The sequence below is a fragment of the Thermophilibacter provencensis genome, assembly GCF_900128445.1.
Lineage (GTDB): Bacteria > Actinomycetota > Coriobacteriia > Coriobacteriales > Atopobiaceae > Thermophilibacter > Thermophilibacter provencensis.
Genome location: NZ_LT671417.1, coordinates 179,429 through 200,294 on the forward strand (window position 1 = coordinate 179,429; position 20,866 = coordinate 200,294).

A 20,866-nucleotide genomic window follows, 5' to 3' on the forward strand; every position below is an offset into this window, starting at 1 on the left:
GCTAAAGGGTTCCTGAGCTCCTAAGGGTTTCTTTAGGGTCCGCGCCCCTGCCGGCGGCGAGGGGCAGCTCGACCACAAACTCTGTCGCCCATGGGGCCTCGGGGCTGGGGGTGAGGCTCACGCGGCCCCCCATGAGCTCGGCGGCCCTCCGGGAAATCGCGAGGCCGAGGCCGGTGCCTTCCCCCGCCGTACGCGCCGCGTTCTCCGTGACGAAGGGCTCGAAGACGTGGGGCGCAAGGTCGGGTGCCACGCCGACGCCGGTGTCCGCGACCACGATGCGCACGCTGGCGCCCTCGGGGCTCGTGGAGCAGCTCACGAGCACTCGTGTGCCGGAAGGGTTGTGCTCGACGGCGTTGCCCACCAGGTTGAGCAGCATCCGCCGAAAGAGGAGGGCGTCGACGAGCACCGGGGCCTCCCGCGGCCCGAGACTCCTCTCGAGCGGGCAGCCCCGCTGCTCGGCGAGGGCGCGGGCCTCGTCGACGGACTCTGCCACCAGGTCGCGTGCGTCGAGTCGCACGAGGTCGAGCGCGTGCTCGGGGTGCTCCATCCGAGCGTATGTGGAGAGCTCGTCGAGCAGCTCGGTCGCAACGAGGGCGCGCCCGAGGATGACGCGATGATAGGCGTCGACGCGCCCCGGCGGAACGCGCCCCTCGCAGAGGGCCTGCGCATATCCGCGAATCACGGTCAGAGGGGTCTTGAGGTCATGGGAGACGCTCGCGACCATGCGCCGCTGGCCGTCACGCGCCACACGGAGCCGGCCCATCAGGTCGCGGAAGTTGTCGTAGACGGGGGCCAGCTCGATCGGCACGCCGGCGACCGCCGGGCTCTCCACCACCTCTGAGCCGTCGTCCCCGCCGGCATCGCGGCAGGCGGCAATCGCCCGATCGAGCGGTCGGGCCGAGCGACGGACGAGGCGGCCCAGGACGAGGGCGGCGACCCCGGTCAGGACCAGCACCAGGGGGACCGCGAGCAGCCACAGGCGGCTCGCCATGCTCGCCACCCGGGAGTACCCCGCGTCGCTCACGATCGGCGCCGCGAGCACGAGGGTGCGCGGGTCGCCGCCCTCGCTCTCGTAGTCCAGGCGAGATATGCTCATGCGCCCGTCGTAGACGCCCTTGATGAGGCCGAACTCGCGCGGCGTGAGCGCGCCGCGCCCCGAGAACAGCGTCCCCTCGACCACCCTGAGGTCCTCGTCGAGCACGCACCACGCGCTCACGACCTTGGAGTCTCCGCCGTCCCCATAGGCGCAGAGCATGACGCGATGGCGCGGTCCCGCCTCCGCGGGCTCCTCGAAGACCTCGAAGAAGAGGCCGTCGCTCGCCTCGCCTATGACATCGAGGTCGGAGGCCCTGATCTTCTCGGCGGCCTCCTGGCTCGAGGCGTACAGGCGACGGCCGTCGGCGTCGAAGACCACGATGAGGCACCTGGAGAGGCCCCCTCCCGTCAGGGCCCCAAAGTCATCGCGCACGAGCGCGTCGCGCCGCTCGAGCACCGTGTCCATGGAGGGAAAGGCGCCCTCGAACACGACCTCGGAGAGCGCGCCCGATCCCATGAGCACGCCCACGAGCGCGAGCGCGTAGAGGGCGAGGACCACGAGGCACCGCGCAGCGAGGCTGCGGGTCAACCCGCCGAGGGCGGGGGGCGCCGAGCCGAGACGGGAGCGAAGCCCGTCACGAGCCGTCAAGGGTGTACCCCAGGCCGCGGACGGTCTTGATGAAGCGCGGGCTCAGCGGGTCATCCTCGAGCTTGGCGCGGATGTTGGAGATGTGGACCATCACGCTGCTCGCCCCTCCCGCGGCCGGCTCCCCGTTCACGCAGGCGTAGAGCTGGTCCTTGGAAAAGACCCTCCCGGGCGAGGACATGAGGGCCGCCATGATTTTGAGCTCGGCGGCCGTGAGGGGGATGGGCTCGCCCGCCCTGGTGAGGGAGAGGCGCTCGGTGTCAAAGGCGAGCGCCCCCACGACGACGGAGCCTTCCGGGGACCGGGCAAGGGGGGCCTGCGCAACCGGGGCCTCCCTCGATGGCCCGACGCGACGGAGCACGGCGCGGATGTGGGCGGCAACCTCCAGCGGGTCGAACGGCTTGGCTATGAAGCCGTCGGCGCCCGCGTCGAGCCCCACGATCTTGTCGGCCGGCTGCGTGCGCGCCGATACGATGAGCACGGGCATCGAGCTCGTCCGACGCAGCTCCTTGATGAAGTCGTACCCGTTCATCCGCGGCATCATGATGTCGACGAGCACCACGTCGGCGGAGCGCTCGCGCAGCAGCTCGAGCGCCTCGACGCCATCACCCGCCGAGATCACGCTATATCCCCCGCCCGTAAGGTAGAGCTCGAGCAGGTCCACGATGTCGGCGTCGTCCTCGACGACAAGAACCGTCCCGCCCATCGAACCACCTCCCGTCGCCATCCTACCGGCCCCCATGTGCCCCGTCACGTGACACTCCGGTCACCTTCGCTCCCGTGGCGGCGCGCCGTCACGGGCACGCCCCTCTCGTCGCCGTACAATCTTCGGGAAGGGCGCCCGCCGAGAAGGGCCCGTTGGTTGCATCGCGTTAACCTGCGGGTGCGGGGGGGATCGACGCGAGGGCGGCGCCCGTCAGGAAGCGAGAAGCGCGCGCAGTGCGGAGGCTATGTCGGCGTCCACGAGCACGCTGCGGCGCTCGATCGCCGAAGGCGCGACGGCCTCGCCGAGGTTGACGCAGGCGTAGGTGGCCCGCGGGTTCTTCTCGACCGCCTGCCAGAACGGGAACTTGACGATGACCGGCGTATTCCAGCCCACGCCGAGCTCCAGGTAGAGCACGCGCCCGCGCTGGTGGCGGCGAAGGAAGTCCTGGTAGCGCGCGGCGGCGGCATGCCAGCCCTCGTCCTCCACGAAGGTGTCGTCCGATTGCAGGTTCATGGCCATGGGGCGCCCGCACACCGGGCAGTGCGGAACGAGCTCGGCGGGCACGTCCATGGCGGGGCGGGTGCCTGCGGGCAGCGTCAGCGCGCCGCTGGCGGAAATCTGCCAGCCCTGCGCCTCAATCATGTCTCTGACCGGCGGCTCGTTGTCGTAGGTCCTCTTGTGGCACGGCTGGCTGCACTGCAGGAGGCCATAGTCTCCCTGGGTGTAGAAGAGTCGCCTGCGGTCGAAGCCGACCAACTGGAACTGGTGGTCAACGTTGGTGGTGAGCACAAAGTAATCTTTGTCGCCCACGAGGGAGAGCAGGTCGTCATAGGCGGTGCCCGGCGCCTTCACGTACCGGTTGCACCAGATGTAGCGGCTCCAGTACGCCCAGCGCTCCTCGAAGGAGCCAAACGGGTGGAAGTCCCCGGAATACATGTCGGCGAAGCGGTACCTCTCGATGAAGTCGCCGAAGATCGCCTCGAAGCGCGGGCCCGCGTACGTGAGGCCCGCGGCCGTCGAGAGGCCGGCGCCCGCGCCGATGACGACCACGTCCGCCTCGTCGAGAGCGCGCGCCAGGCGCTCGCGCCGGTCGCCGCCAAATCCCCCCACGCGGGGCGGTCACCAGACTTCCCAGGTCAAACATGTCGCGTCCCCTTCGCCATCCGTTCTGCCGCATCGTAGCGCGCGTGACGGGAGCTGGGAAGAGCGCACTTTGTCGTGCCCTGGTCACCGGGTGGTAACCGGGGCGCTTCCTACGGGCGGGACGCGTAGGCGGGGTTGGCCTCGCGGACGAGCTCTGGAAACGCGGCGCGGAGGCGCTCCCAGGCAGCGCGGACGTCGGCGGGCACGTCCACGTGAGCGATGTAGCCGCGGCCGAGCGGGCCGTAGCCGCGCTCGTCGTCCGTGAGGCGCGGAACCTCGCCCATGAGCAGCGTCACGTAGCGCGGAAGGTCCCACATTCCCAGCGGAGGGTCAACGATCCGCAGGTCGTCAAGGGCAGCATCTGCAGTTGCGAGGCCCACGCCAGGCCGCGGCGCCACGCGCGCGGCATACGCGGCGAAGTTGACCACGCACACGCCCGGGGCCTCCCTGCGCACGCCGGCCTCCATGCGCCGCTGCATCGTGGCGTCCTGCGAGACGATGAGGCTCTCGCAGGCCACGCCCTTCTCGGCGAGAAGACCCAGCAGGTAGGTGACGTTGTTTCCGCAGTTGGTGGACGCGCGCTCCAGGAGGTCCGCCGTAAGGCCGTGACGCTGCGCGAGGTAGGCGGCGAAGACGTCCGCCTCCGGGGCGTCGTCGGCGAAGGCCACGTCCGGGCAGAGCTCGCGCACACGAGAGCGGAGGGCCTCGGTGGTGTGGCCCGCTCCGCCCGCGATCACGTACGTGCGCGCCACGCCCGCGCGCATGGCCTCGGCAAGCACGTCGCCGCCCGCCAGGATGCTCCCGCCAAAGAGGACCATAGCGTCCGCCTGCCGCGCGCCGAGGCGCCCCTCGATGGCCTCCGGCGTGAGCGCGGGCACATCGCGCGGCCCGAGAAACGCGGCGAGCTCATTGATGTCTTCGGCAAGCTGGCTGGCGGTCATGGGGACTCCTCTGGGCGAGAGCGGGCGGGGCGGGCGGGCTTCCCGCCCATTATCGCGCGAACGCGAGGGGAAGAGGGGGTGTGCCGGTGGATTGCGCGCAGCCTGGACGGTTGCGAACGCTATTGAGAAATTGATGTACTTCTCGACAAGCCCCTGACCGGCGGATTCTCAAACCGGAGGGTACTATCTAAAATGAAACTGTGTACGTAACCCCCGACGGAGCGCACGCATCCGGCAAAACCCCGCGCGGCAGCCTACTCCGCACGGCGACGCCACACCACATGAAGGCCATCCCCCTCGACGCGCTCCGCGCTCACGAGGTCCGGCGCCCGAGACCCGATGAAGCCCCTGGGCGTGGTAGCCCCGTACGCGACCGCATCGGCTTCGTAGCCCGCCGAGTGGAGCAGGCAGTAGTCGAAGTAGCCTGCCCGGTACGCTCGAGGCTCGTCTCGAACTGCCGCTTTGCGGACTTTGCCGTGGGAGACATCGCCGCGTAAAGCTTGGTCGCCAGCGTGTAGGACTCCCGCGGATGACGCTCCACGAGCGCCTTTCGGATGGCGTCCTCGGAGCCCGCGTAGACGTGCGCCGTGTCAAAGTAGGTGAAGCCCGCCTCGAGGAAGAGGTCCACCATGCGGCTCACCTGCGCCACGTCAATCCCCAGCCCCCGCCTGGGGAGCCTCATGAGCCCAAAGCCCAGTTTGGGCGTCTCCTACGCCACTTGCTCGTCCATGTCTGACCCCGTCCGTCGACCTACGCGATTCCATTGTCGCGCGAGGGGCGAGGGGCGGCGCAGACGGTCTTGGCATGTCAGTATGTTCCCAGCGCACGGTCCAACAACGGGATAGTCCCTTTGCCAGCCAGCTAACAGCAATTACTGCGCAAGCATCCCCGCGTGTCACCCTTCATTGAAGACCCCGGGGGGTCATTCGTCTGTCCGCCTCACCGACGGGGTATCATGGTCATAGGCACGGCGGAGGAGGGGTCATGGGTGACATTCTCACATATGGCGAGATTAGCGCCATTGTCAGACCACTGCTCGTGCAGTACGGCCTTCGCGGGGCCTCCGTGTTTGGCTCTTACGCGCGCGGCGAGGCAACCAGCTCGTCCGATATTGACCTGCTCATCGATGGAGGTCCTCGGTTCAGGCCGCTCTCAATCTACGCCCTCGGAGAGCGGGTGCGCGAGTCAACGGGCAAGGACGTCGACGTCTTTGAGCTGTCGGAGCTTGACGATGGGCCCTTCAAAGATACCGTTCTCGACGAGGCAGTAGCGCTGTGAGCAAAACCGATGCCTATCGTCTGAAGCGCGTCGCAGAAGTCGGGAGCCTCCTCCTGCGGACCGTTCGCGAGGAGAGGATCTCCAAAGAGTCGCTCCAAGATAACTATCGTCACCAGTGGCTTGTGACCACACCGCTCTACAACATCGGCGAGCAGGTCTACTGCCTGTCACGTGACTTCAAAGCTCTCCACCCTGATGTGGAGTGGGCGGGCATCTCCGGGCTGCGCCACCGGCATGTTCACGACTATGAGGGAACCAACTGGGAGATTGTCTCCTCAATTATCATGGATGTCCTACCCGTGTTCCTCGGTCAGGTCAGCGATCTTCTTGACGAGACTAGCGAGACGGGCTGACAAAGGAGTCTTCCTTTTGGCAATCCCCCTCTCGCCCTTCTACGGCGTGAGCTGCAGACGTGCGGCGAGAAGAACAGCGTGTCCGTCAGCCGCCGTCGTGCCGACCGTAGAACGAGTAGATCATCGCGTCGGCCGCGGCGTCCGGGGAGACGAGGTCGAGCCCGTCGGGCAACGTAGTCCGGGTCGAGCGCGTCGGGTATGTCCGCGCCGTCGCCGGGGCGCACCCGGCGAGAGACGCCGTCGCGCAAGCTCCCGTCAGCGAGAGGAAAGTTCTTCTCGAGATCATCGTCCCTCCCAGGACAGGGTCGTCCCCCTCAGCTTGGCACGCGCGTGCGACGATGAGAAGCCTCCTTTGGTGCTCCCGCGCACACCGCGGAGTTATAGGAGCCCCACCCATGGAGACTTCTCTGGCATGCGTCCTCGGCATAGCGTGGTGTCGGGCGTCGCGGCACGGGCGCCCCAGACCCAACCAAAGGGAGGAGAGGCACATGGCAGGCACGCGAACCCTCGGTACGGGCGCTTGGCGGCCGAGGGCTTCGACGCCGCGACCGACTACCGTGCCAGCATGCCGCAGTTCACGCAGGAGGTGTACGAGAAGAACGACGCGCTCTTCGAGTTCCTCCGCCGCATTGCCGCGGAGCACGGCGCCACGACCGGCCAGATCTCCCTGACGTGGATGCTCGAGAAAAGGCCCTGGATCGTCCCCATCCCCGAGACTCGCAAGGTCGAGCGCATGCACGAGAACCTCGCCGCCGCGGACATCAGGCTCTCGCTCGCCGAGGTGGAGGCCATTGATGCCGAGCTCGACCGAATCCCGACCTCGGGCGTCTTCGGGGGCACGCGCATCGAGGCGTAGCGCGTGAGAGCGGCCCGCGGCAGCGGGCCGCTCTCGCCAAGCGCTAGACTAGTTGCAGGCAGGATACGCGATCGGCCAGGGAGCATCCATGGAGTTTGTCCAGCTCAGACAGCTTGATGCCATTGCCCGAGCAGGGACCATCTCGGCGGCTGCCGACGAGCTGCACACCTCGCAGCCGAGCGTGAGCCGCTCGATGCGCGCGCTCGAGCGCGAGCTGGGATGCGAGCTCTTCGAAAGGACGCGAAACCACGTCGAGCTCAACGAGGCCGGGCGGCTGGCCCTGCGCCACGCGCGCGCCATCCTCGCCGAGGAGCGCCGCATGCGCGACGCCTTTGACGAGCTCACGCGCCGCAGCCGCACCATCGCGATCGCGTCGGTGGCGCCGGCGCCGGTCTGGCGGCTGACCGAGCGCGTGACCGAGCGCTTTCCGGGGACGATCCTCACCTCCGAGCTGCTCGACGACGAGCAGGAGGTCGAGCGCCGGCTCTTTGCCCGCTCGGCCGACCTCGCCATCACGCGGCGGCCGATGGGGCTGCCCAACGTGACCTGCGCGCCGTTGATGGTCGAGAACCTCTCGGTCTTCGTGCCCAGGGACGACGAGCTGGCCGGCCGCACGAGCGTTCGCTTCTCGGAGCTCGACGGGCGAACCTTCCTCATGAACGCCGAGGTGGGCTTCTGGGGCGACGTCGTGCGCGCCGCCATGCCCAGCGCGCGCTTCATCGAGCAGACCGACTCCTTGGTGCTCTCGCAGCTGATTCGCTCCTCCGACCTGCTCGGGTTCATCACAGACGTCACCGGGCCGCAGCACGCCGACGAGAGGCGCGTCCGCGTCCCAATCCAGGACGCGGACGCGCACGCGACGTTCTATGTGGTGGCGCTTCTCGACGCGCCGGACGCCGTGGCACAGATCGTGGACCTCGTCCGCAACTGACGTGGAAAAGGGACAGTCACTTTTCCACCTACGCGATCTGACTCTTCACAAACTGCAGCAGCCCGCCAATGAGCTGCACGTCGCGGTGGTCGTAGCAGAGGGAGCGATCGCAGTCGAGCTCGGCGATCTTGACCTTGTCGTCATCGGTGAGGTCAAAGTCAAAGACGTCGAAGTTCTCCTCCATGCGCTCCCTGTGCGTTGACTTGGGAATCACAATGACACCGAGGTCAAGCAGGTAGCGCAGCGCAACCTGGCCCACGGACTTGCCGTACTTCTCGCCGACCTCGGAGAGCAGCGGGTTCTGGAAGAAGTTGTTGGCGCCCTCCGCGAACGGGCCCCACGCCATGTGCGCAACGCCGAGGCTCTCCATGTTCTGGTGCGCGTAGTGCTGCTGCCAGAAGACGTGGGTCTCCACCTGGTTGACCATCGGCGCCACCTTGGCGAAGACGCAAAGGTCAAGCAGACGCGTGGGGTCGAAGTTGCTGACGCCGACGGCACGGACGAGGCCCTCATCGTAGGCACGCTCCATGTCACGCCAGGCCGCGTGGTAGTCGTTGTACGCCTGGTGGAGCAGCATGAGGTCGATGCGGTCGGTGTCGAGCAGCTCCAGGGACCTCTTGATGGAGTCGTACGTCGTGCCCTCGCCGTAGTTGGAGACCCACACCTTGCTGACGATGAACAGGTCGTCGCGCGCCACGCCGCTGGCCTTGATGCCAGCGCCCACCCCGCGCTCGTTGCCGTAGGCCTGGGCGGTGTCGATCATGCGGTAGCCGCTTGCGATGGCGTCCTCGACGCAGCGCTCGGTCGTGGCGTCGTCGATCTGGAACACGCCGTAGCCGAGCATCGGCATCTGAACTCCGTTGGACAGGGTCTTGTACTCCATTGCAACCTCCTCTGGTCGGAGCCTTCTGTCATCCTCCATGCTCCGCCCACCATGACAAGAAGTACAATGCCTCCCTGCTCTCTCAGTATGCGTGACAAGCATGGCGAGAAGGATGGGGCGGACCCACCCGCGGGCCAAGAGACGCCGCGGGCGCACGTGCGAGCCTCCCTAGTAGAACAGCGGAACCTCTCCCAGCAGAAACTCCTCGAGCCCGCAGGCCCCCGCCGACGATCCGCCCACGACGACACGACGCGCCTCTGGATGGCGCCGAAGGAACTTCGCCATGCCACTCTGCCTGGCCTCGTGACCACCCTTGACCTCGATCGCGCAGAGCGCGGCACATAAGACCCGAGCCAAGGGCACGCTCCGGTTTGACGGGCGTACGCTTGGCTCGGGTCCAGCGGCTACGAGTTGTCAGGGATTAATCTCGCCGCTACTCCTGCGCGTCAAAGTCGGGCTTCATCGCCGCATAGCCGGCGAGCGCCTCCTCGGTTGCCTCGTAGTACTTCTTGGTGCCGTCAAGCTTGGCGACCTCGGCCATCTCGTCGTCGGACAGGCTGAAGTCGAAGATGTCCGCGTTGTCCGCGATGTGGGCGGGATTCTTCGAGCCCGGAATGATGGACGTGCCCATCTGGGTGTGCCAGCGCAGGATGACCTGGGCGGGCGTCTTGCCGTACTTCTCGCCGAGCCTCACGAAGACCGGCTCGGCCTGAAGGGCCTTGTCGCCGTGGCCGAGCGGGTACCACGCCTCGACCACGATGCCGTACTGGCCCAGGTACTCGCGCAGCTCGGTCTGGGCGAAGTAGGGGTGGCACTCCACGGTCACGAGCTGTGGCTTGATCTCCGCGTGCTCGATGACCTCGGCGATCTTGTCCTGCGGGAAGTTGGAGAGGCCGAGCGCGCGGACCTTGCCCTCGCGGTACGCCTTCTCCATGGTCCTCCAGGCGGCCAGATAGTTGCCCACGGGCTGGTGCAGGATGAGCATGTCAACGTAGTCTAGACTGAGGCGCGCCAGCGTGCCGTCAACGGCGGCGTCACCGGCCTCGTAGACGGACGGCCAGAGCTTGGTGGAAACGAAGAGCTTGTCGCGCGCGACGCCGCTCTTGGCGATGGCGCGGCCCACGGCCTTCTCGTTCATGTAGGCGTTGGCGGTGTCGATGTGCTCGTAGCCGGCCTCGAGCGCCGCGAGCGACGCGGCCTCGGCATCGGCCGGGCTCATGAGGAAGGTCCCAAGACCCTCCACGGGCATCTTGACGCCGTTGTTGAGCTCCAGGTACTCCATGGTTCCCTCCTTGATTCGCAAACGATCTCACACCCTCATGGTCGCGCCGCGCGGGCGAGAAGTACAATGCCGGCTCCGCAGCTCAGTATGCGCGTGGGACATAGCGATGACGCGGGGCGCCGCCGCAGGCCCGCCCGTCATCGTCCGGTTCGCCGCGGGGCCCATCGGCAACGAGCCGTTTGATGTCGCGCAACACGACGTTGCTACGCTGCTCTGGCAGGCACGATGCGACACTTCGGGGGCAACCATGGCAGAGACGACGGCCGGAAGGCTCGCCCACAACCTCGTGGAGCGGCAGGAGACCATCAACCGAGAGCTCGCGCGCAACGGCGTGCGCTTTGGCATCTATCGCGACGGGACCTACCATGACAGGCTCTTCCCCTACGACCCCGTCCCCCGACTCATCCCCTCGGACAAGTTCGACCGTCTTGAGGCCGGCCTCAAGCAGCGCGTGAGCGCGCTCAACGCCTTCCTGCGCGACGTCTACTCCGACAAGCGCATCGTCCGCGACGGCGTGGTCCCGGAGGAGTTCGTCTACACCTCGAAGGGATACCTCCCCCAGGTGAACGGCATGACGCCGCCCGCGGGCATCTACGCGCACGTCGCCGGCGAGGACCTCGTGCAGGGCGAGGACGGGAGCTGGTGGGTCCTCGAGGACAACCTCCGCATCCCCTCGGGTGCGAGCTACCCCCTCTTCGTGCGCGACATCGAGCGCAACGCAGACCCACGCCTCTTTCACGAGAACGGGATTCGCGACAACCGCGACTACCCCCGACTCCTGCGCCACGTCATGGACTTCGTCTCCACGCGCGGCGTGGCCGTGGTGCTCTCGCCGGGCCGCTACAACTCGGCCTTCTTCGAGCACGCCTACCTCGCCGAGAAGACCGGGGCCACCCTTGCCTTCCCCGAGGACCTCGAGGTCGTTGACAACGAGGTCTTCCTGCGCGACTACGCCACGGGGACGGAGGTTTTGTCACCGCTCCGTCCCCGTGGCACATGCGGGCAGCGTAGGGCAGCCCGCCCCCATCGTTCCTTCCGGTAAGCAGAGGCTTTTCTGTGATATAAGTCTCTTGATGGCAGCAATAACGACCCGACCAGCGCCATCACGCAAGAGGAGGCCATCATGTCCGAGACCACGCTCCCCGCCTGCCCGGTGGAGACCACCCTCACCCTCATCCGCGACAAGTGGACCATCCTCATCCTGCGCGACCTTCTCGGTGGCACCAAGCGCTTTGGCGAGCTCAGACGCTCGATCGGGAGCGTGTCGCAGAAGGTGCTGACCGAGCGCCTCCGCGAGATGGAGACGAGCGGGCTCGTCAACCGGACCGTCTACGCTGAGGTGCCGCCTCGCGTCGAGTACTCGCTCACCTCGCTTGGGCTGAGCCTGCGCCCGGTCCTGAGCGCCATGTGGGACTGGGGCTGCGGCTACCAGCACGCGGTCGATCCCGAGCGGCCCGACTCCCTCCCCAAGCCCTGGGAGTGACACGTGCCACGGGGACGGAGCGGTGACAAAACCTCCGTCCCCGTGGCACGCCGCCCCTCTCCCTAGGAAAGCTCGAGGAAGGTCGCCGAGCAGGCCGGGACGCTCAGCGCCCCGTCAAGGAGCGATGCGGCCTCGCCGACGGAGTGAAGCGTGCGCACCGCCCGCTCGTCGCAGGGGACCTCGGTCGGTCGATCCGCCGGGTTGATGGCGCACAGCACGCGCTGGCCGCCCTCCCCGCGTTCCGTACGCAGGTAGACGAGCGGGTACGCGTTCTTCTCGCAGTAGACGAACTCCACCGCGGCGCTCACGCCAAGTGCCGGCGTCGCGCGTCGCAGCGCGATGAGCCGCTGGACCTCATGCCAGAGCGAGGCGTCGTCGGCCATCTCCGCGGTGACCGTGGGCGCGTCGTCACCCGCGTCCTGGGGGATGTAGAGCTGATCGCCCGGAGCATCCGAGAAGCCGAAGTTCTTCTCGGACGCGTCCCACTGGATCGGCGAGCGCGCGCCGGTGCGCTGGTAGCCACCCTCGACGGAGGTCACGTCCAGGTGGCGCATGCCAATCTCGTCGCCGGCGTACACGAACGGGCACCCCGGCATGGACATGATGAACGCAAAGGCCAGCTTCATCTCCTCGGGGTCGAGATACTTGCGCAGCCGGTCCATGTCATGGTTCCCGGACGGGATGCACATGAGGCCGCGCCCGTCGGTGAGCTCGAGGTTGCGTCGGTAGGTGGCCACGAACTCGCTCGCGTCCCCCGCCCCCTCGCGGGAGAACCACGGGTGCTCGCAGCGGAAGAGGTCCATGTAGTGCGAGGTGCCAAACTGAAGAAGGAAGTCCATGTGGAAGCCCGCGCGGATGGTCTTGTCCGGCTCGCCCCACTCGGAGATGAGGACGGCATCGGGATAGCGCTCGTCAAGGAACGCGCGCATGTCCTGCCAGAGGGCTATCGTGCCCTCCTGCTCGGGATCGTCCTTCACGAGCGAGCCCGCCATGTCCACGCGGAAGCCGTCGCATCCGCGCTCGAGCCAGAACGCCATGACGTCCTTCATGGCCTGACGCGTGGCGAGGGCCTCCGGCGAGTCCATCGCGCTCTGCCATGGCTCGGTCACGCGGTAGAAGCCGTAGTTGAGGGCCGGCTGGAAGGCGAAGAAGTTCACTGCCACGGCACCGTTGCGCTCTGCGATTCCGCGCAGCACCCCATTCACGCCGGGCACGTCGCCCACGGGCGTCCAGACGTCGTCGGTCCACACGTAGCGGCCAGAGAATTCGTTGCCCTCGGCGCGGCAGGACTCCTTGAACCAAGGGTGCTCTATCGAGGTGTGCCCGGGGACGAGGTCGAGAAGAACGTGCATGCCGCGCGCGTGGGCCTCCTCGAACAGGCGCACGAGGTCGTCGTTGGTGCCGTATCGCGGGGCGACCCGGCAGTAGTCCGCAACGTCATAGCCCGCGTCGCCGAAGGGGGAGACGAAGCAGGGGTTGAGCCACAGGGCGTTGCAGCCCAGCTCGAGCACGTAGTCGAGCTTCTCGATGACGCCGGGCAGGTCACCTATCCCGTCCGCGTTGGTGTCGTTGAAGCTCTGCGGGTAAATCTCATAGAAGACCGCGTCGTCCAGCCACGTGCTCATGGAGCTCCCCTTTCTCCTCTCGTTCCCATAATTGGAAACGTTTCCAATTAAGTGTATTTTAACGCAGCGGGCAGAGGAGAAGAACGACGGAGCGGCGACCGGTACCCGTGACAGCGGGGACGGAGCGGTGACAATGCCTCCGTCCCCCTGTCACGCCGGGTCGAAGCGGCGCACCGTGAAGTGCTGGGGGCAGTCCCCGTCCTCTCCCGACAGCTCGAAGGAGCCCTCTCTCAGAACCGTCCAGCCCCCGCGCCCCAGATAGGCGGGCCACTCCCCGTTGTCCGACATGTGGACGAGCGTCACGGGGGCGGACGCCTCGTGCTCCAGCCTGTCGAGGAACGCCTCGAGCACCGGGGTGTCAAACGGGTTGAACAGATACACGTGGGTGTACCCCGCGAGCGGCAGGTCGAGCGCGCTGCCCGCGACCACACGCGCGTTTGGGTAGCGCGCGGACCACGCGGCGGCCTCCGTCGCGAGCGCCCGGTCAAGCTCAACGCCCGTCACGCGCCCGGGCAGCGCCGCGCCCACAAAGTAGGCGAGCACCCGACCGGCCCCGCAGCCCACATCGAGCAGGTGGGACCCCTCGGTGAGGCCCAGGTCGCCGAGAAGCTCCTCGAGCACGCGGTACGGCGTCGCCGTGGGGTCGTGGGCGCCCGCGCCGGCGTGGCGCGTCGCCTCGTCGCGCTCGAGCGAGCGGCCGGCGACCGCGAGGTCGCGCAGCACGTCCGGGCTAGGCATCGCGCCAGAACCCCTCGACGGGCTTGTCGTGGTCGTACACGAGCTCGTCCTTCTCGCCAATCCTGCGCAGCACGCGACACGGGTTGCCCGCCGCCACCACCCCGGCGGGGACGTCGCGCGTGACCACACTGCCCGCGCCGACCACAGAGCCCTCCCCCACCGTCACGCCCGGGAGCACCATGCACCCGGCGCCGAGCCATGCTCCACTGCGGACGCGAACGGGCTTGTTGTACTGCAGCCCCTTGGCGCGCAGCCGCGGGGAGATGGGGTGAGCGGCCGTGCAGATGGTGACGTTGGGGCCGATCATCACATCGTCCTCGATGAAGATGTCGGCGTCGTCCACCAGCGTGAGGCCCATGTTAGCGTAGACGTTGTTGCCCAGGTGCAGGTTTGCCCCGCCCCAGTTTGCGCAAAACGGGGGCTCGATCACGCAGCCCTCGCCCATCTCGGCCACAAGCTTGGCGAGAAGCGCGCTGCGCTCCTCAGAGCCGCTGAAGGGCAGCGCGTTATAGGCGTCGAGCACGTCGCGCCGACGCTCCTGCTCGGCAAAGAGCTCGGGGCTGTTGCAGGCGTAGAGCCGGCCGTCAGCCATGCGCCGCCGCACTTCCGAGAGGTCCATCGAGCCTCCGTTCCTCTTGCTGGATACGCGGGCGCCCCGCCACTCGGAAGCGACGGGACGCCCGCGTATTTAATTAAATATAATATTTCTAATCAGTACTTATCTTCAGATCCGTATCTTCAGATCTGCTGTCTTCTCGCGTAGTAATAATAGCAGATTAAGGGGGGGTGCGAGACGCGCTGCTTTTGAAGCGGGCGGAAGGTCAGCGCGAATCTGGTGCGAATCGCGTCACAGGTCGTACCAGCCAAGCCCAGCCATCAGAAAGCTTGGGATGCAGCGACAGTCGCCTCGAAGCGGAGGGTGCCGAGGGGGCCCTCTCTTATTTCAACTCGTATCGTCTATTTCGGTTCGCACCCGTCGCCGCCACGATGTCCCTCTCCACGAGGCGGCGCATAACGTCGCGCAGCGTTCGCTCCGGAATATCAAGGACGTCTGACATGCTCGGAACCGCAGGGGAGCCATTTTCGCACAGATACGCGCAGACGGCTCGCTCATTTTCAGACAGCGTACCCCATGCATGCGCTGCAATCCCAGAAGCCGCAACGGCAGAGGGTGCGCCTCCCGCCGCCGGCGGGTTGTCGGCGGGTTGTCGGCGACGACGGCCTCCGCGCGGGTGAAGCGCACGTGAACGCTGCCGCCCCGCTGAAAGACCTCGACAGGCACGTTCTGCTCGTCGCAAACGCGCCTAATGCGTCGAAGGCCCGTGCCATACGTCTCGATGTCACCCGAGCGGTAGAGGGTGCTTGCGATGAGCTGGTTCCGCGGCTTCGAAGCGGTCTGTGCTCCAGAAAGGTAGTCCTCGGGTACGCAGCCAGCGGGAAAGCTGCCTGGGTTGTAAATGTCCACAGCATCCCAGAAAACGTCAATCTGAACGGCGGCGGAGTCCTCGTAGCGGCGATGACAGAAGGGGTTGTAGAGCGCCTCGCGAATCGCGCTCAGGGGAACCTCGGGGCGCTCCTCGCGGTGAAGGGACGCACCGTCGATGATGAACTCACGGCACGTGTTGTTCAGGATGTGCGTCTCGGCAGCCTTGACCATGCCGAACAGCGTGCCCGCCTCCTGATGGTTGTCGAGTATCTGCGTGCGGTCGACGTTCCCCAGCACGCCCATGCGCAACATGGGGTCGAGCGAGGCGCAGAAGCATACGGTTGGTAAGTATGTCGTCGTCGCAGAGGAGGCCGAGACGGGAGAGCGCGTCCCTCGCATCGATGTAGGGGAAGGGAATCCGCCCGCGCTCAACACCCGACGTAGGCCCGCAGCGTGTCCTCGTCCACGTCCGCGATTGGCCTGCCAGAGGGGCGCCGGTCCCAGGGGCTCCTACCCGCGGCACGCTCGAGCATCATCTGCTCGAGAAGAGCTGCGCCAACAGGCAGGTCCTCATCGGCGGAGCGGATGCGGTAGCGCCCGTCACAAGCGTAGGGGCGGTCGTCACCGGCAAAGGACACCTTGACGTAGGCCTTCCCGCCCTCGGTCTCGAGGCGCTCGATGGCAGGCGCGACCCTCGGCTCGATCCGGTTGGTGAAGGCCTGCGAGATGTCGCGCAGGGTCTTCTCGGAGACGTCCTGACCCACGACCTCGCCGTCGGAGGGGCGCACGCCAAAGTAGAGCGTTCCTGACCCGTGCTTGTTCAGAATTGAGGCAACCGACTCCATGGCCTCGCGCATCTCAGAGGTGCTGCGCTTGTGCTCAGTTCGCTCGTCCTCCATGCCGAGGTTCGTCGGTCGCCTCCTCTGCGGTCGTGATTTTGCGGTTTAGCCCTTAAGCCCCTTGGCCTGGCGGACCATGTCCTCGACAACGATATCGTAGATTTCGCCGACCGCGGCGCATCATTCGGGCACTCTCCACGGCCCGTTCGTATGGTAGTGAATCTTCACGAGGGACTCATCGCCCATGACGAGCAAGCAGTCCCCATCGAATGCCTCGTTGAAATGGTCTCCGATGGCCGCGACATCCATGTCTCGCCCGCCGATAAGGAGCTGAGTGTCGTACCGACAGCCTTCCATCGACGCCACCTTTTAGTCTATATAAAATATTGTATTTATTATACTAATACACTTGCAGTGCGCTCGAAAAACGATGGAGCCGTGGTAAGCCCGCGGCTCCATCGTCCTGCCATCTTATTCAATATACGAACGTATGTTCGTCACTCCCACTCTATCGTGCCCACGGGCTTTGGCGTCAGATCGTACGTCACGCGGCAGATGCCCGGCACCTCGGTCAGGATGCGGTCAGTGATCTTCTTGAGCAGGGCCCACTCGAGCTCAGGCACCGTGGCGGTCATAGCATCCACGGTGTTGACGGCGCGGATGATGGCGGGCCAGTCGTAGGCGCGCCTGCCGTCGCGCACGCCGGTGGCGCGCATGTCCGGCACCACGACGAAGTACTGCCACACCTTGCCGGCAAGCCCCGCCTCGGCGAACTCCTCGCGCAGGATGGCGTCGGCCTCGCGCAGCGCCTCCAGACGGTCGCGCGTTATGGCGCCGAGGCAGCGCACGCCCAGGCCCGGGCCCGGGAACGGCTGGCGCTCGACCATGGACTCGGGCAGGCCGAGGGCGCGGCCAACCACGCGGACCTCGTCCTTGAAGAGCAGGCGAACGGGCTCCACGAGCTCGAACTGCAGGTCGTCGGGCAGGCCGCCCACGTTGTGGTGGGCCTTCACGCCGTCAGACTCCACGATGTCCGGGTAGATGGTGCCCTGTGCGAGGAAGTCCACATCGTCGGCGACCTTGCGGGCCTCCTCCTCGAAGACGCGGATGAACTCGGCCCCGATGATCTTGCGCTTTCGCTCGGGCTCGGCCACGCCGGCCAGCAGGTCGAGGAAGCGGTCCGCGGCGTCCACGTAGACGAGGTTGGCGTCCATCTGGTTCCTGAAGACGTCAACGACCTGCTCGGACTCGCCCTTGCGCATGAGGCCGTGGTTCACGTGCACGCAGACGAGCTGCTTGCCGATGGCCTTGATCAGCAGCGCGGCAACCACGGAGGAGTCCACGCCGCCAGAAAGGGCAAGCAGGACCTTCTTGTCGCCAACCTGCGCACGAACGGCCTCGACCTGCTCGTCGATGAAGACCCGCGCAAGCTCGGGGGTGGTGATGCGCTCCATGCTGTCGGGGCGCTTGCTCGGGAGGTCCATGCCAGCTCCTTTGAACGGGGAATCGATGCCCCAATTCTAGCGAAGACGACGTCGGGGGGAGACGTGAGGCCCCCGGCGTCTCACCCGCTCCGCCCCCCGCCGTTCCGCGGCGGCACGATGACGTCATAGCGGACCGCCTTGCCCGCAACGGAATGGCTCGGCCTGGCGCCGGCGAGCCACGGCCCCTTGGGCGGCCGCTTAATGACGACCTTTCGCGGGCCCGCGGCCAGCGCGGCGCCCAGCAGCTCCTCCTCGTTGTCGCACGGCCGCTCCAGATGGTGCAGGAGCTGGAACTTCTTCTTCACCGCAGCGCTCTTGGTGCGCTCGGGAAACATCGGGTCGAGAAACACTACGTCAGGAGAGAAGCCCAACGCTCGCAGGCCGCAGACCGAGTCGCCCTCCACGAGCTCCATCCGTCCCACGATGCCCGAGAGCCGCGGGTCATGCGCCGCCCGCTCGAGCGCGTCGCGCAGGAGCGCCGCGATTGCCGGGTCCTGCTCGAACATCGTAACCGCAAACCCCCCGGCCGCCAGAAGCAGCGAGTCCTCCCCGAGCCCCGCCGTGGCGTCGACGGCGCGCGGATCGGGGACGCCGCGCACGCGGGCCGCGCGCACGAGCAGCTCTCGCCCCAGGCGGTCCGGGCGCAGCCGGGGCAGCAGGCGCGCGAAATCCGCCCGCAGCACCATGCCGTCGCCCACGAGTGCGAGCCCCTCGGCGTCACGCCGCAGCTCGACGCCCTTATCGCCCATCATGGCAGGGTCATCGCCCATCGTGTTTCCCTCCGGCAAACTGTCGCGCCGACCGAACGTTTTGCCCTAGCATGACACGCGGCGGATGCGGCGTCGAGCGGAAGAGGGAGCATGGCGGAACAGGCGGCGACAAGAAGGACCAAGGTGCCCGTACGGCTCGGGCTCATCGTCATCTGCGCGGGCGGGTTCATGGACGCGTACTCGTACCTGCTGCACGACCACGTCTTCGCCACGGGGCAGACCGGCAACATCGTCCTGCTCTGCATGAACCTCGCCAATGGGGCATGGCTCGGCGTGTCGCACTACCTCGTGTCCATCCTGGCGTTCGTCGCCGGCATCATGCTCTCGCGCCACGTCCTCGTCCGCGTGCACGGAAGGGCGACCCACCGCATGCAGCGATGGGTCGCCCTCTTCGAGGCCCTTGCGTTCGCCGTCGTGGCGCTCCTGCCGGAGGGCGCCCCCCACCTGCTTGTCAACAGCGCCATCTCGTTCTGCGCCGCGGTCTCGTACGAGAACTTCCGGCAGTTCGGGACCAGGTCGGCGTACGCGAGCGTCTTCTGCACCGGCAACCTGCGCTCCCTCGGGGAGACGCTCTACGACGGCATCTTCGAGAAGGACCGCCACGAGCTGCACCGCTCGGCGCGCTACGCCGGGCTCGTCGCGTCGTTCTGCGTCGGCGCCGTGGCGTGCAAGCTCCTGATTGGCGTGACGGGCAAGTTCGCCTGCCTCGCCATCAGCGCGCTCTTCCTCCTCTCTCTGCGCTACATCGTCGACCCGGACGCGTAAGGGCACCTGACAAAAGTGCCAGGGGCAACTGTCACGAGCGTCAGCTGGGCGCGTGTCCCTAGCGCTTCGTGATCATCGGGGTGGTGGCGAGACCGAGAAGCACGAAGACGGCCCCCACCGCATACGCCGCACGCGTGGAGTCAAACCGCGCCTGGGCATCGAGCCTTACCAGCTCGTCACGCTCGTCCTTGGTCAGGTCGACCTGATCGAGCTGCCGCTCGAACTCGTCGTTGCTCTCGAGGTCGACGCTCATGTTTGAGAGCTGCCCGCGCACCTCCGGGGAGAGGGCGGCGTCGCCCGCGATTCCCGCGTGCATGGCGTTGGTCATCCCAAAGAGCAGCACCGCGCCGAGCAGCGCCACGCCGAACGCCTGGCCTACGTTGCGCATCGTGCTCTGGATGCCGCCCGACTGGGAGGCATCGCGCTCCGGCAGGGCGAGGGCGACGATGTTGCTCGCGTGCGAGGCCACCGTGCCCGCCCCCATGCCGGCGAGAAACGCGCCCGCATAGACGCCGACCGCGCTGGCGCCATCCGTCGTGACCGAGAGGGCCATGACGCCGAGGGCGAGCGCCATCTCGAGGTAGCCCGCCTGGATGACGCGGCGCGGGTTGGCATGCGGGAGCAGCTTGGGGATTCCCAGGGAGAAGGCAAACGTGGGCACGCCCGTCACGATTGAGATGACGCCCACGTCGACGGGCGACCAGCCGGCGACGAGCTGCAGGTAGGGGGCCATGAGGATGGACTGCGCGCCCATGAAGAAGAACATGATCGCGTTGGCGGCAAGGCCGGCGAGCACCTGCGGCGTCCTCAGGAAGGAGCTCGGCAGGAGCGCGATCCCGTTCTTCTCCTCCACGCGGCGCTCCACGCGCACGAGGACCACGAGCACCACGACGCCGCACGCCATCACCGGCAGGGCCGGGGAGATGCCGAAGATCGTGAACGGGCAGCGCTCGAACGGCGCGATGAGGCCCCAGGCGGACACGTTGGAGAGGCCGATCAGGAAGAGGAACAGCCCCAGCGCGGCAAGGGTCACGCCGATTCCGTCGAACGCGAGCCTCTCGCCGGCGGACGCGGCGCGCGGGAGCCGCAGCGAGAGCGCAGCCACCACCGCAAAGTAGGCGGCGAGCAGCAGGAAGGTCGGCTTCATCCCGGCGCTCTCCATGACCATGCCCAGCACGAGCGGCAGCACGGCGGACAGCCCGGACGCCGCGCCGACGCAGCCGAAGGCGACCATGCGGTTGCGACCGCTGTAGAGCACGGGGATGAGCCCGAGGATCGAGGGGACGAGCAGGCTCGCGCCGAGCCCCACGAGGACGCGGCCCACCCAGATGAAGACGGCCATGTTCGGCGCGAGCGCGAGCGCCACCTCGCCCGCGGCGCACACGACGGCGCCCGCCCGGAACGTCCGTGCCCAGCCGAGGATGGTCCCCAGAAGGCCGCCGGCAATCATGAAGGCGCCGCCCACGAGCGGGTAGATCATGTTGGCGAGCTGGATGTCCGACGTCGTGGCGCCGAGGTCGCTCGTGAGGGCCGAGGCCGCCAGCGACAGGGCGCCGTTGTCGCCCGTCGTGCCCATCTGGGCGAGAATCAGGATGATGACGGGAAGGACGAGGAACTTCTCGGCTGCGGGGGACGACGCGACAGCGCCCTCCCCACCCGCCGCTGAGGTGGGATTGCTCATG

The 20,866-nt window shown here is 67.2% G+C and carries 24 protein-coding genes; 7 read left to right on the plus strand and 17 right to left on the minus strand.

The window, feature by feature from the left end; all coding sequences use genetic code 11:
• Nucleotide 1: 1 nt before the first annotated feature.
• The 5 genes from BQ7391_RS00810 to BQ7391_RS00830 form a co-directional block, all read right to left on the minus strand.
• On the minus strand, nt 2-1,684 hold the full coding sequence (locus BQ7391_RS00810; protein ID WP_129583875.1) for a sensor histidine kinase: 1,683 nt from the start codon (nt 1,682-1,684) through the stop codon (nt 2-4).
• Nucleotides 1,671-2,387: a response regulator transcription factor gene (locus BQ7391_RS00815; protein ID WP_075278878.1), complete on the minus strand. Its 717-nt coding sequence runs from the start codon at nt 2,385-2,387 to the stop codon at nt 1,671-1,673. The genes BQ7391_RS00810 and BQ7391_RS00815 overlap by 14 nt, the downstream gene beginning before the upstream one ends.
• A gap of 210 nt (nt 2,388-2,597) precedes the next feature.
• Nucleotides 2,598-3,497: an SIR2 family NAD-dependent protein deacylase gene (locus BQ7391_RS00820; protein WP_075278879.1), complete on the minus strand. Its 900-nt coding sequence runs from the start codon at nt 3,495-3,497 to the stop codon at nt 2,598-2,600.
• Nucleotides 3,498-3,640: 143 nt separating this feature from the next.
• Nucleotides 3,641-4,471 carry a YdcF family protein gene (locus BQ7391_RS00825; protein WP_075278880.1) on the minus strand — a complete coding sequence of 277 codons (831 nt, stop codon included), beginning with the start codon at nt 4,469-4,471 and terminating at the stop codon, nt 3,641-3,643.
• A gap of 313 nt (nt 4,472-4,784) precedes the next feature.
• Nucleotides 4,785-5,168, minus strand: coding sequence for an aldo/keto reductase (locus tag BQ7391_RS00830; protein WP_268874306.1), 384 nt, complete (start codon nt 5,166-5,168; stop codon nt 4,785-4,787).
• 287 nt (nt 5,169-5,455) lie between these two features.
• Here BQ7391_RS00830 and BQ7391_RS00835 point away from each other — a divergent pair, with 287 nt between their 5' ends.
• Nucleotides 5,456-5,749 (plus strand): nucleotidyltransferase family protein, encoded by a 294-nt coding sequence (locus BQ7391_RS00835; protein ID WP_075278882.1) that lies wholly within the window; start codon nt 5,456-5,458, stop codon nt 5,747-5,749.
• Nucleotides 5,746-6,102, plus strand: coding sequence for a HepT-like ribonuclease domain-containing protein (locus BQ7391_RS00840; protein ID WP_075278883.1), 357 nt, complete (start codon nt 5,746-5,748; stop codon nt 6,100-6,102). Before BQ7391_RS00835 ends, BQ7391_RS00840 begins: the two co-directional genes overlap by 4 nt.
• An 85-nt stretch (nt 6,103-6,187) precedes the next feature.
• Here BQ7391_RS00840 and BQ7391_RS12290 read toward each other — a convergent pair whose 3' ends face one another.
• Entirely contained in the window at nt 6,188-6,388 is a 201-nt protein-coding gene (locus BQ7391_RS12290) for a hypothetical protein (RefSeq protein ID WP_159437336.1), read from the minus strand.
• A gap of 234 nt (nt 6,389-6,622) precedes the next feature.
• Between BQ7391_RS12290 and BQ7391_RS12295 the strand changes: the two genes are divergently transcribed.
• Nucleotides 6,623-6,958, plus strand: coding sequence for an aldo/keto reductase (locus BQ7391_RS12295; RefSeq protein ID WP_075278885.1), 336 nt, complete (start codon nt 6,623-6,625; stop codon nt 6,956-6,958).
• An 88-nt stretch (nt 6,959-7,046) separates the two neighbouring features.
• Complete coding sequence (locus tag BQ7391_RS00855) at nt 7,047-7,889, plus strand: LysR family transcriptional regulator (protein WP_075278886.1); 843 nt, start codon at nt 7,047-7,049, stop codon at nt 7,887-7,889.
• 28 nt (nt 7,890-7,917) lie between these two features.
• On the opposite strand, the gene BQ7391_RS00860 is transcribed toward BQ7391_RS00855, so the two are convergent.
• Together BQ7391_RS00860 and BQ7391_RS00870 are read right to left on the minus strand one after the other, a co-directional pair.
• Nucleotides 7,918-8,772 carry an aldo/keto reductase gene (locus BQ7391_RS00860; protein ID WP_075278887.1) on the minus strand — a complete coding sequence of 285 codons (855 nt, stop codon included), beginning with the start codon at nt 8,770-8,772 and terminating at the stop codon, nt 7,918-7,920.
• 433 nt (nt 8,773-9,205) lie between these two features.
• Nucleotides 9,206-10,054, minus strand: a complete 849-nt coding sequence (locus BQ7391_RS00870; protein ID WP_075278889.1) for an aldo/keto reductase — start codon at nt 10,052-10,054, stop codon at nt 9,206-9,208.
• 247 nt (nt 10,055-10,301) lie between these two features.
• Here BQ7391_RS00870 and BQ7391_RS00875 point away from each other — a divergent pair, with 247 nt between their 5' ends.
• Together BQ7391_RS00875 and BQ7391_RS00880 are read left to right on the plus strand one after the other, a co-directional pair.
• Entirely contained in the window at nt 10,302-11,096 is a 795-nt protein-coding gene (locus BQ7391_RS00875) for a circularly permuted type 2 ATP-grasp protein (RefSeq protein WP_083662233.1), read from the plus strand.
• A gap of 81 nt (nt 11,097-11,177) precedes the next feature.
• Complete coding sequence (locus BQ7391_RS00880; protein ID WP_075278890.1) at nt 11,178-11,537, plus strand: winged helix-turn-helix transcriptional regulator; 360 nt, start codon at nt 11,178-11,180, stop codon at nt 11,535-11,537.
• Between the two features lie 62 nt (nt 11,538-11,599).
• On the opposite strand, the gene BQ7391_RS00885 is transcribed toward BQ7391_RS00880, so the two are convergent.
• The 8 genes from BQ7391_RS00885 to BQ7391_RS00920 form a co-directional block, all read right to left on the minus strand.
• On the minus strand, nt 11,600-13,162 hold the full coding sequence (locus BQ7391_RS00885; protein ID WP_075278891.1) for an alpha-amylase family glycosyl hydrolase: 1,563 nt from the start codon (nt 13,160-13,162) through the stop codon (nt 11,600-11,602).
• A gap of 150 nt (nt 13,163-13,312) precedes the next feature.
• On the minus strand, nt 13,313-13,900 hold the full coding sequence (locus BQ7391_RS00890; RefSeq protein ID WP_075278892.1) for a class I SAM-dependent methyltransferase: 588 nt from the start codon (nt 13,898-13,900) through the stop codon (nt 13,313-13,315).
• Complete coding sequence (locus tag BQ7391_RS00895; RefSeq protein ID WP_075278893.1) at nt 13,893-14,519, minus strand: sugar O-acetyltransferase; 627 nt, start codon at nt 14,517-14,519, stop codon at nt 13,893-13,895. Before BQ7391_RS00895 ends, BQ7391_RS00890 begins: the two co-directional genes overlap by 8 nt.
• A 324-nt stretch (nt 14,520-14,843) precedes the next feature.
• Nucleotides 14,844-15,629, minus strand: a complete 786-nt coding sequence (locus BQ7391_RS00900) for an ATP-binding protein (protein WP_159437337.1) — start codon at nt 15,627-15,629, stop codon at nt 14,844-14,846.
• 125 nt (nt 15,630-15,754) lie between these two features.
• Nucleotides 15,755-16,225 carry an AlbA family DNA-binding domain-containing protein gene (locus BQ7391_RS00905; RefSeq protein ID WP_075278895.1) on the minus strand — a complete coding sequence of 157 codons (471 nt, stop codon included), beginning with the start codon at nt 16,223-16,225 and terminating at the stop codon, nt 15,755-15,757.
• 120 nt (nt 16,226-16,345) lie between these two features.
• Nucleotides 16,346-16,522 (minus strand): hypothetical protein, encoded by a 177-nt coding sequence (locus tag BQ7391_RS12715; protein WP_200799555.1) that lies wholly within the window; start codon nt 16,520-16,522, stop codon nt 16,346-16,348.
• Between the two features lie 140 nt (nt 16,523-16,662).
• Nucleotides 16,663-17,649: a glutamine-hydrolyzing GMP synthase gene (gene guaA, locus BQ7391_RS00915; protein ID WP_075278896.1), complete on the minus strand. Its 987-nt coding sequence runs from the start codon at nt 17,647-17,649 to the stop codon at nt 16,663-16,665.
• An 80-nt stretch (nt 17,650-17,729) separates the two neighbouring features.
• The gene (locus BQ7391_RS00920; protein WP_200799556.1) at nt 17,730-18,419 is read right to left on the minus strand and encodes a class I SAM-dependent methyltransferase; all 690 of its coding nucleotides are present in this window, start codon (nt 18,417-18,419) and stop codon (nt 17,730-17,732) included.
• A 90-nt stretch (nt 18,420-18,509) separates the two neighbouring features.
• On the opposite strand from BQ7391_RS00920, the gene BQ7391_RS00925 reads away from it, so the two are divergent.
• Nucleotides 18,510-19,184, plus strand: coding sequence for a YoaK family protein (locus BQ7391_RS00925; protein ID WP_075278897.1), 675 nt, complete (start codon nt 18,510-18,512; stop codon nt 19,182-19,184).
• A gap of 58 nt (nt 19,185-19,242) precedes the next feature.
• On the opposite strand, the gene BQ7391_RS00930 is transcribed toward BQ7391_RS00925, so the two are convergent.
• Nucleotides 19,243-20,865 carry an MFS transporter gene (locus BQ7391_RS00930; RefSeq protein ID WP_075278898.1) on the minus strand — a complete coding sequence of 541 codons (1,623 nt, stop codon included), beginning with the start codon at nt 20,863-20,865 and terminating at the stop codon, nt 19,243-19,245.
• Between the last annotated feature and the right edge of the window lies 1 nt (nt 20,866).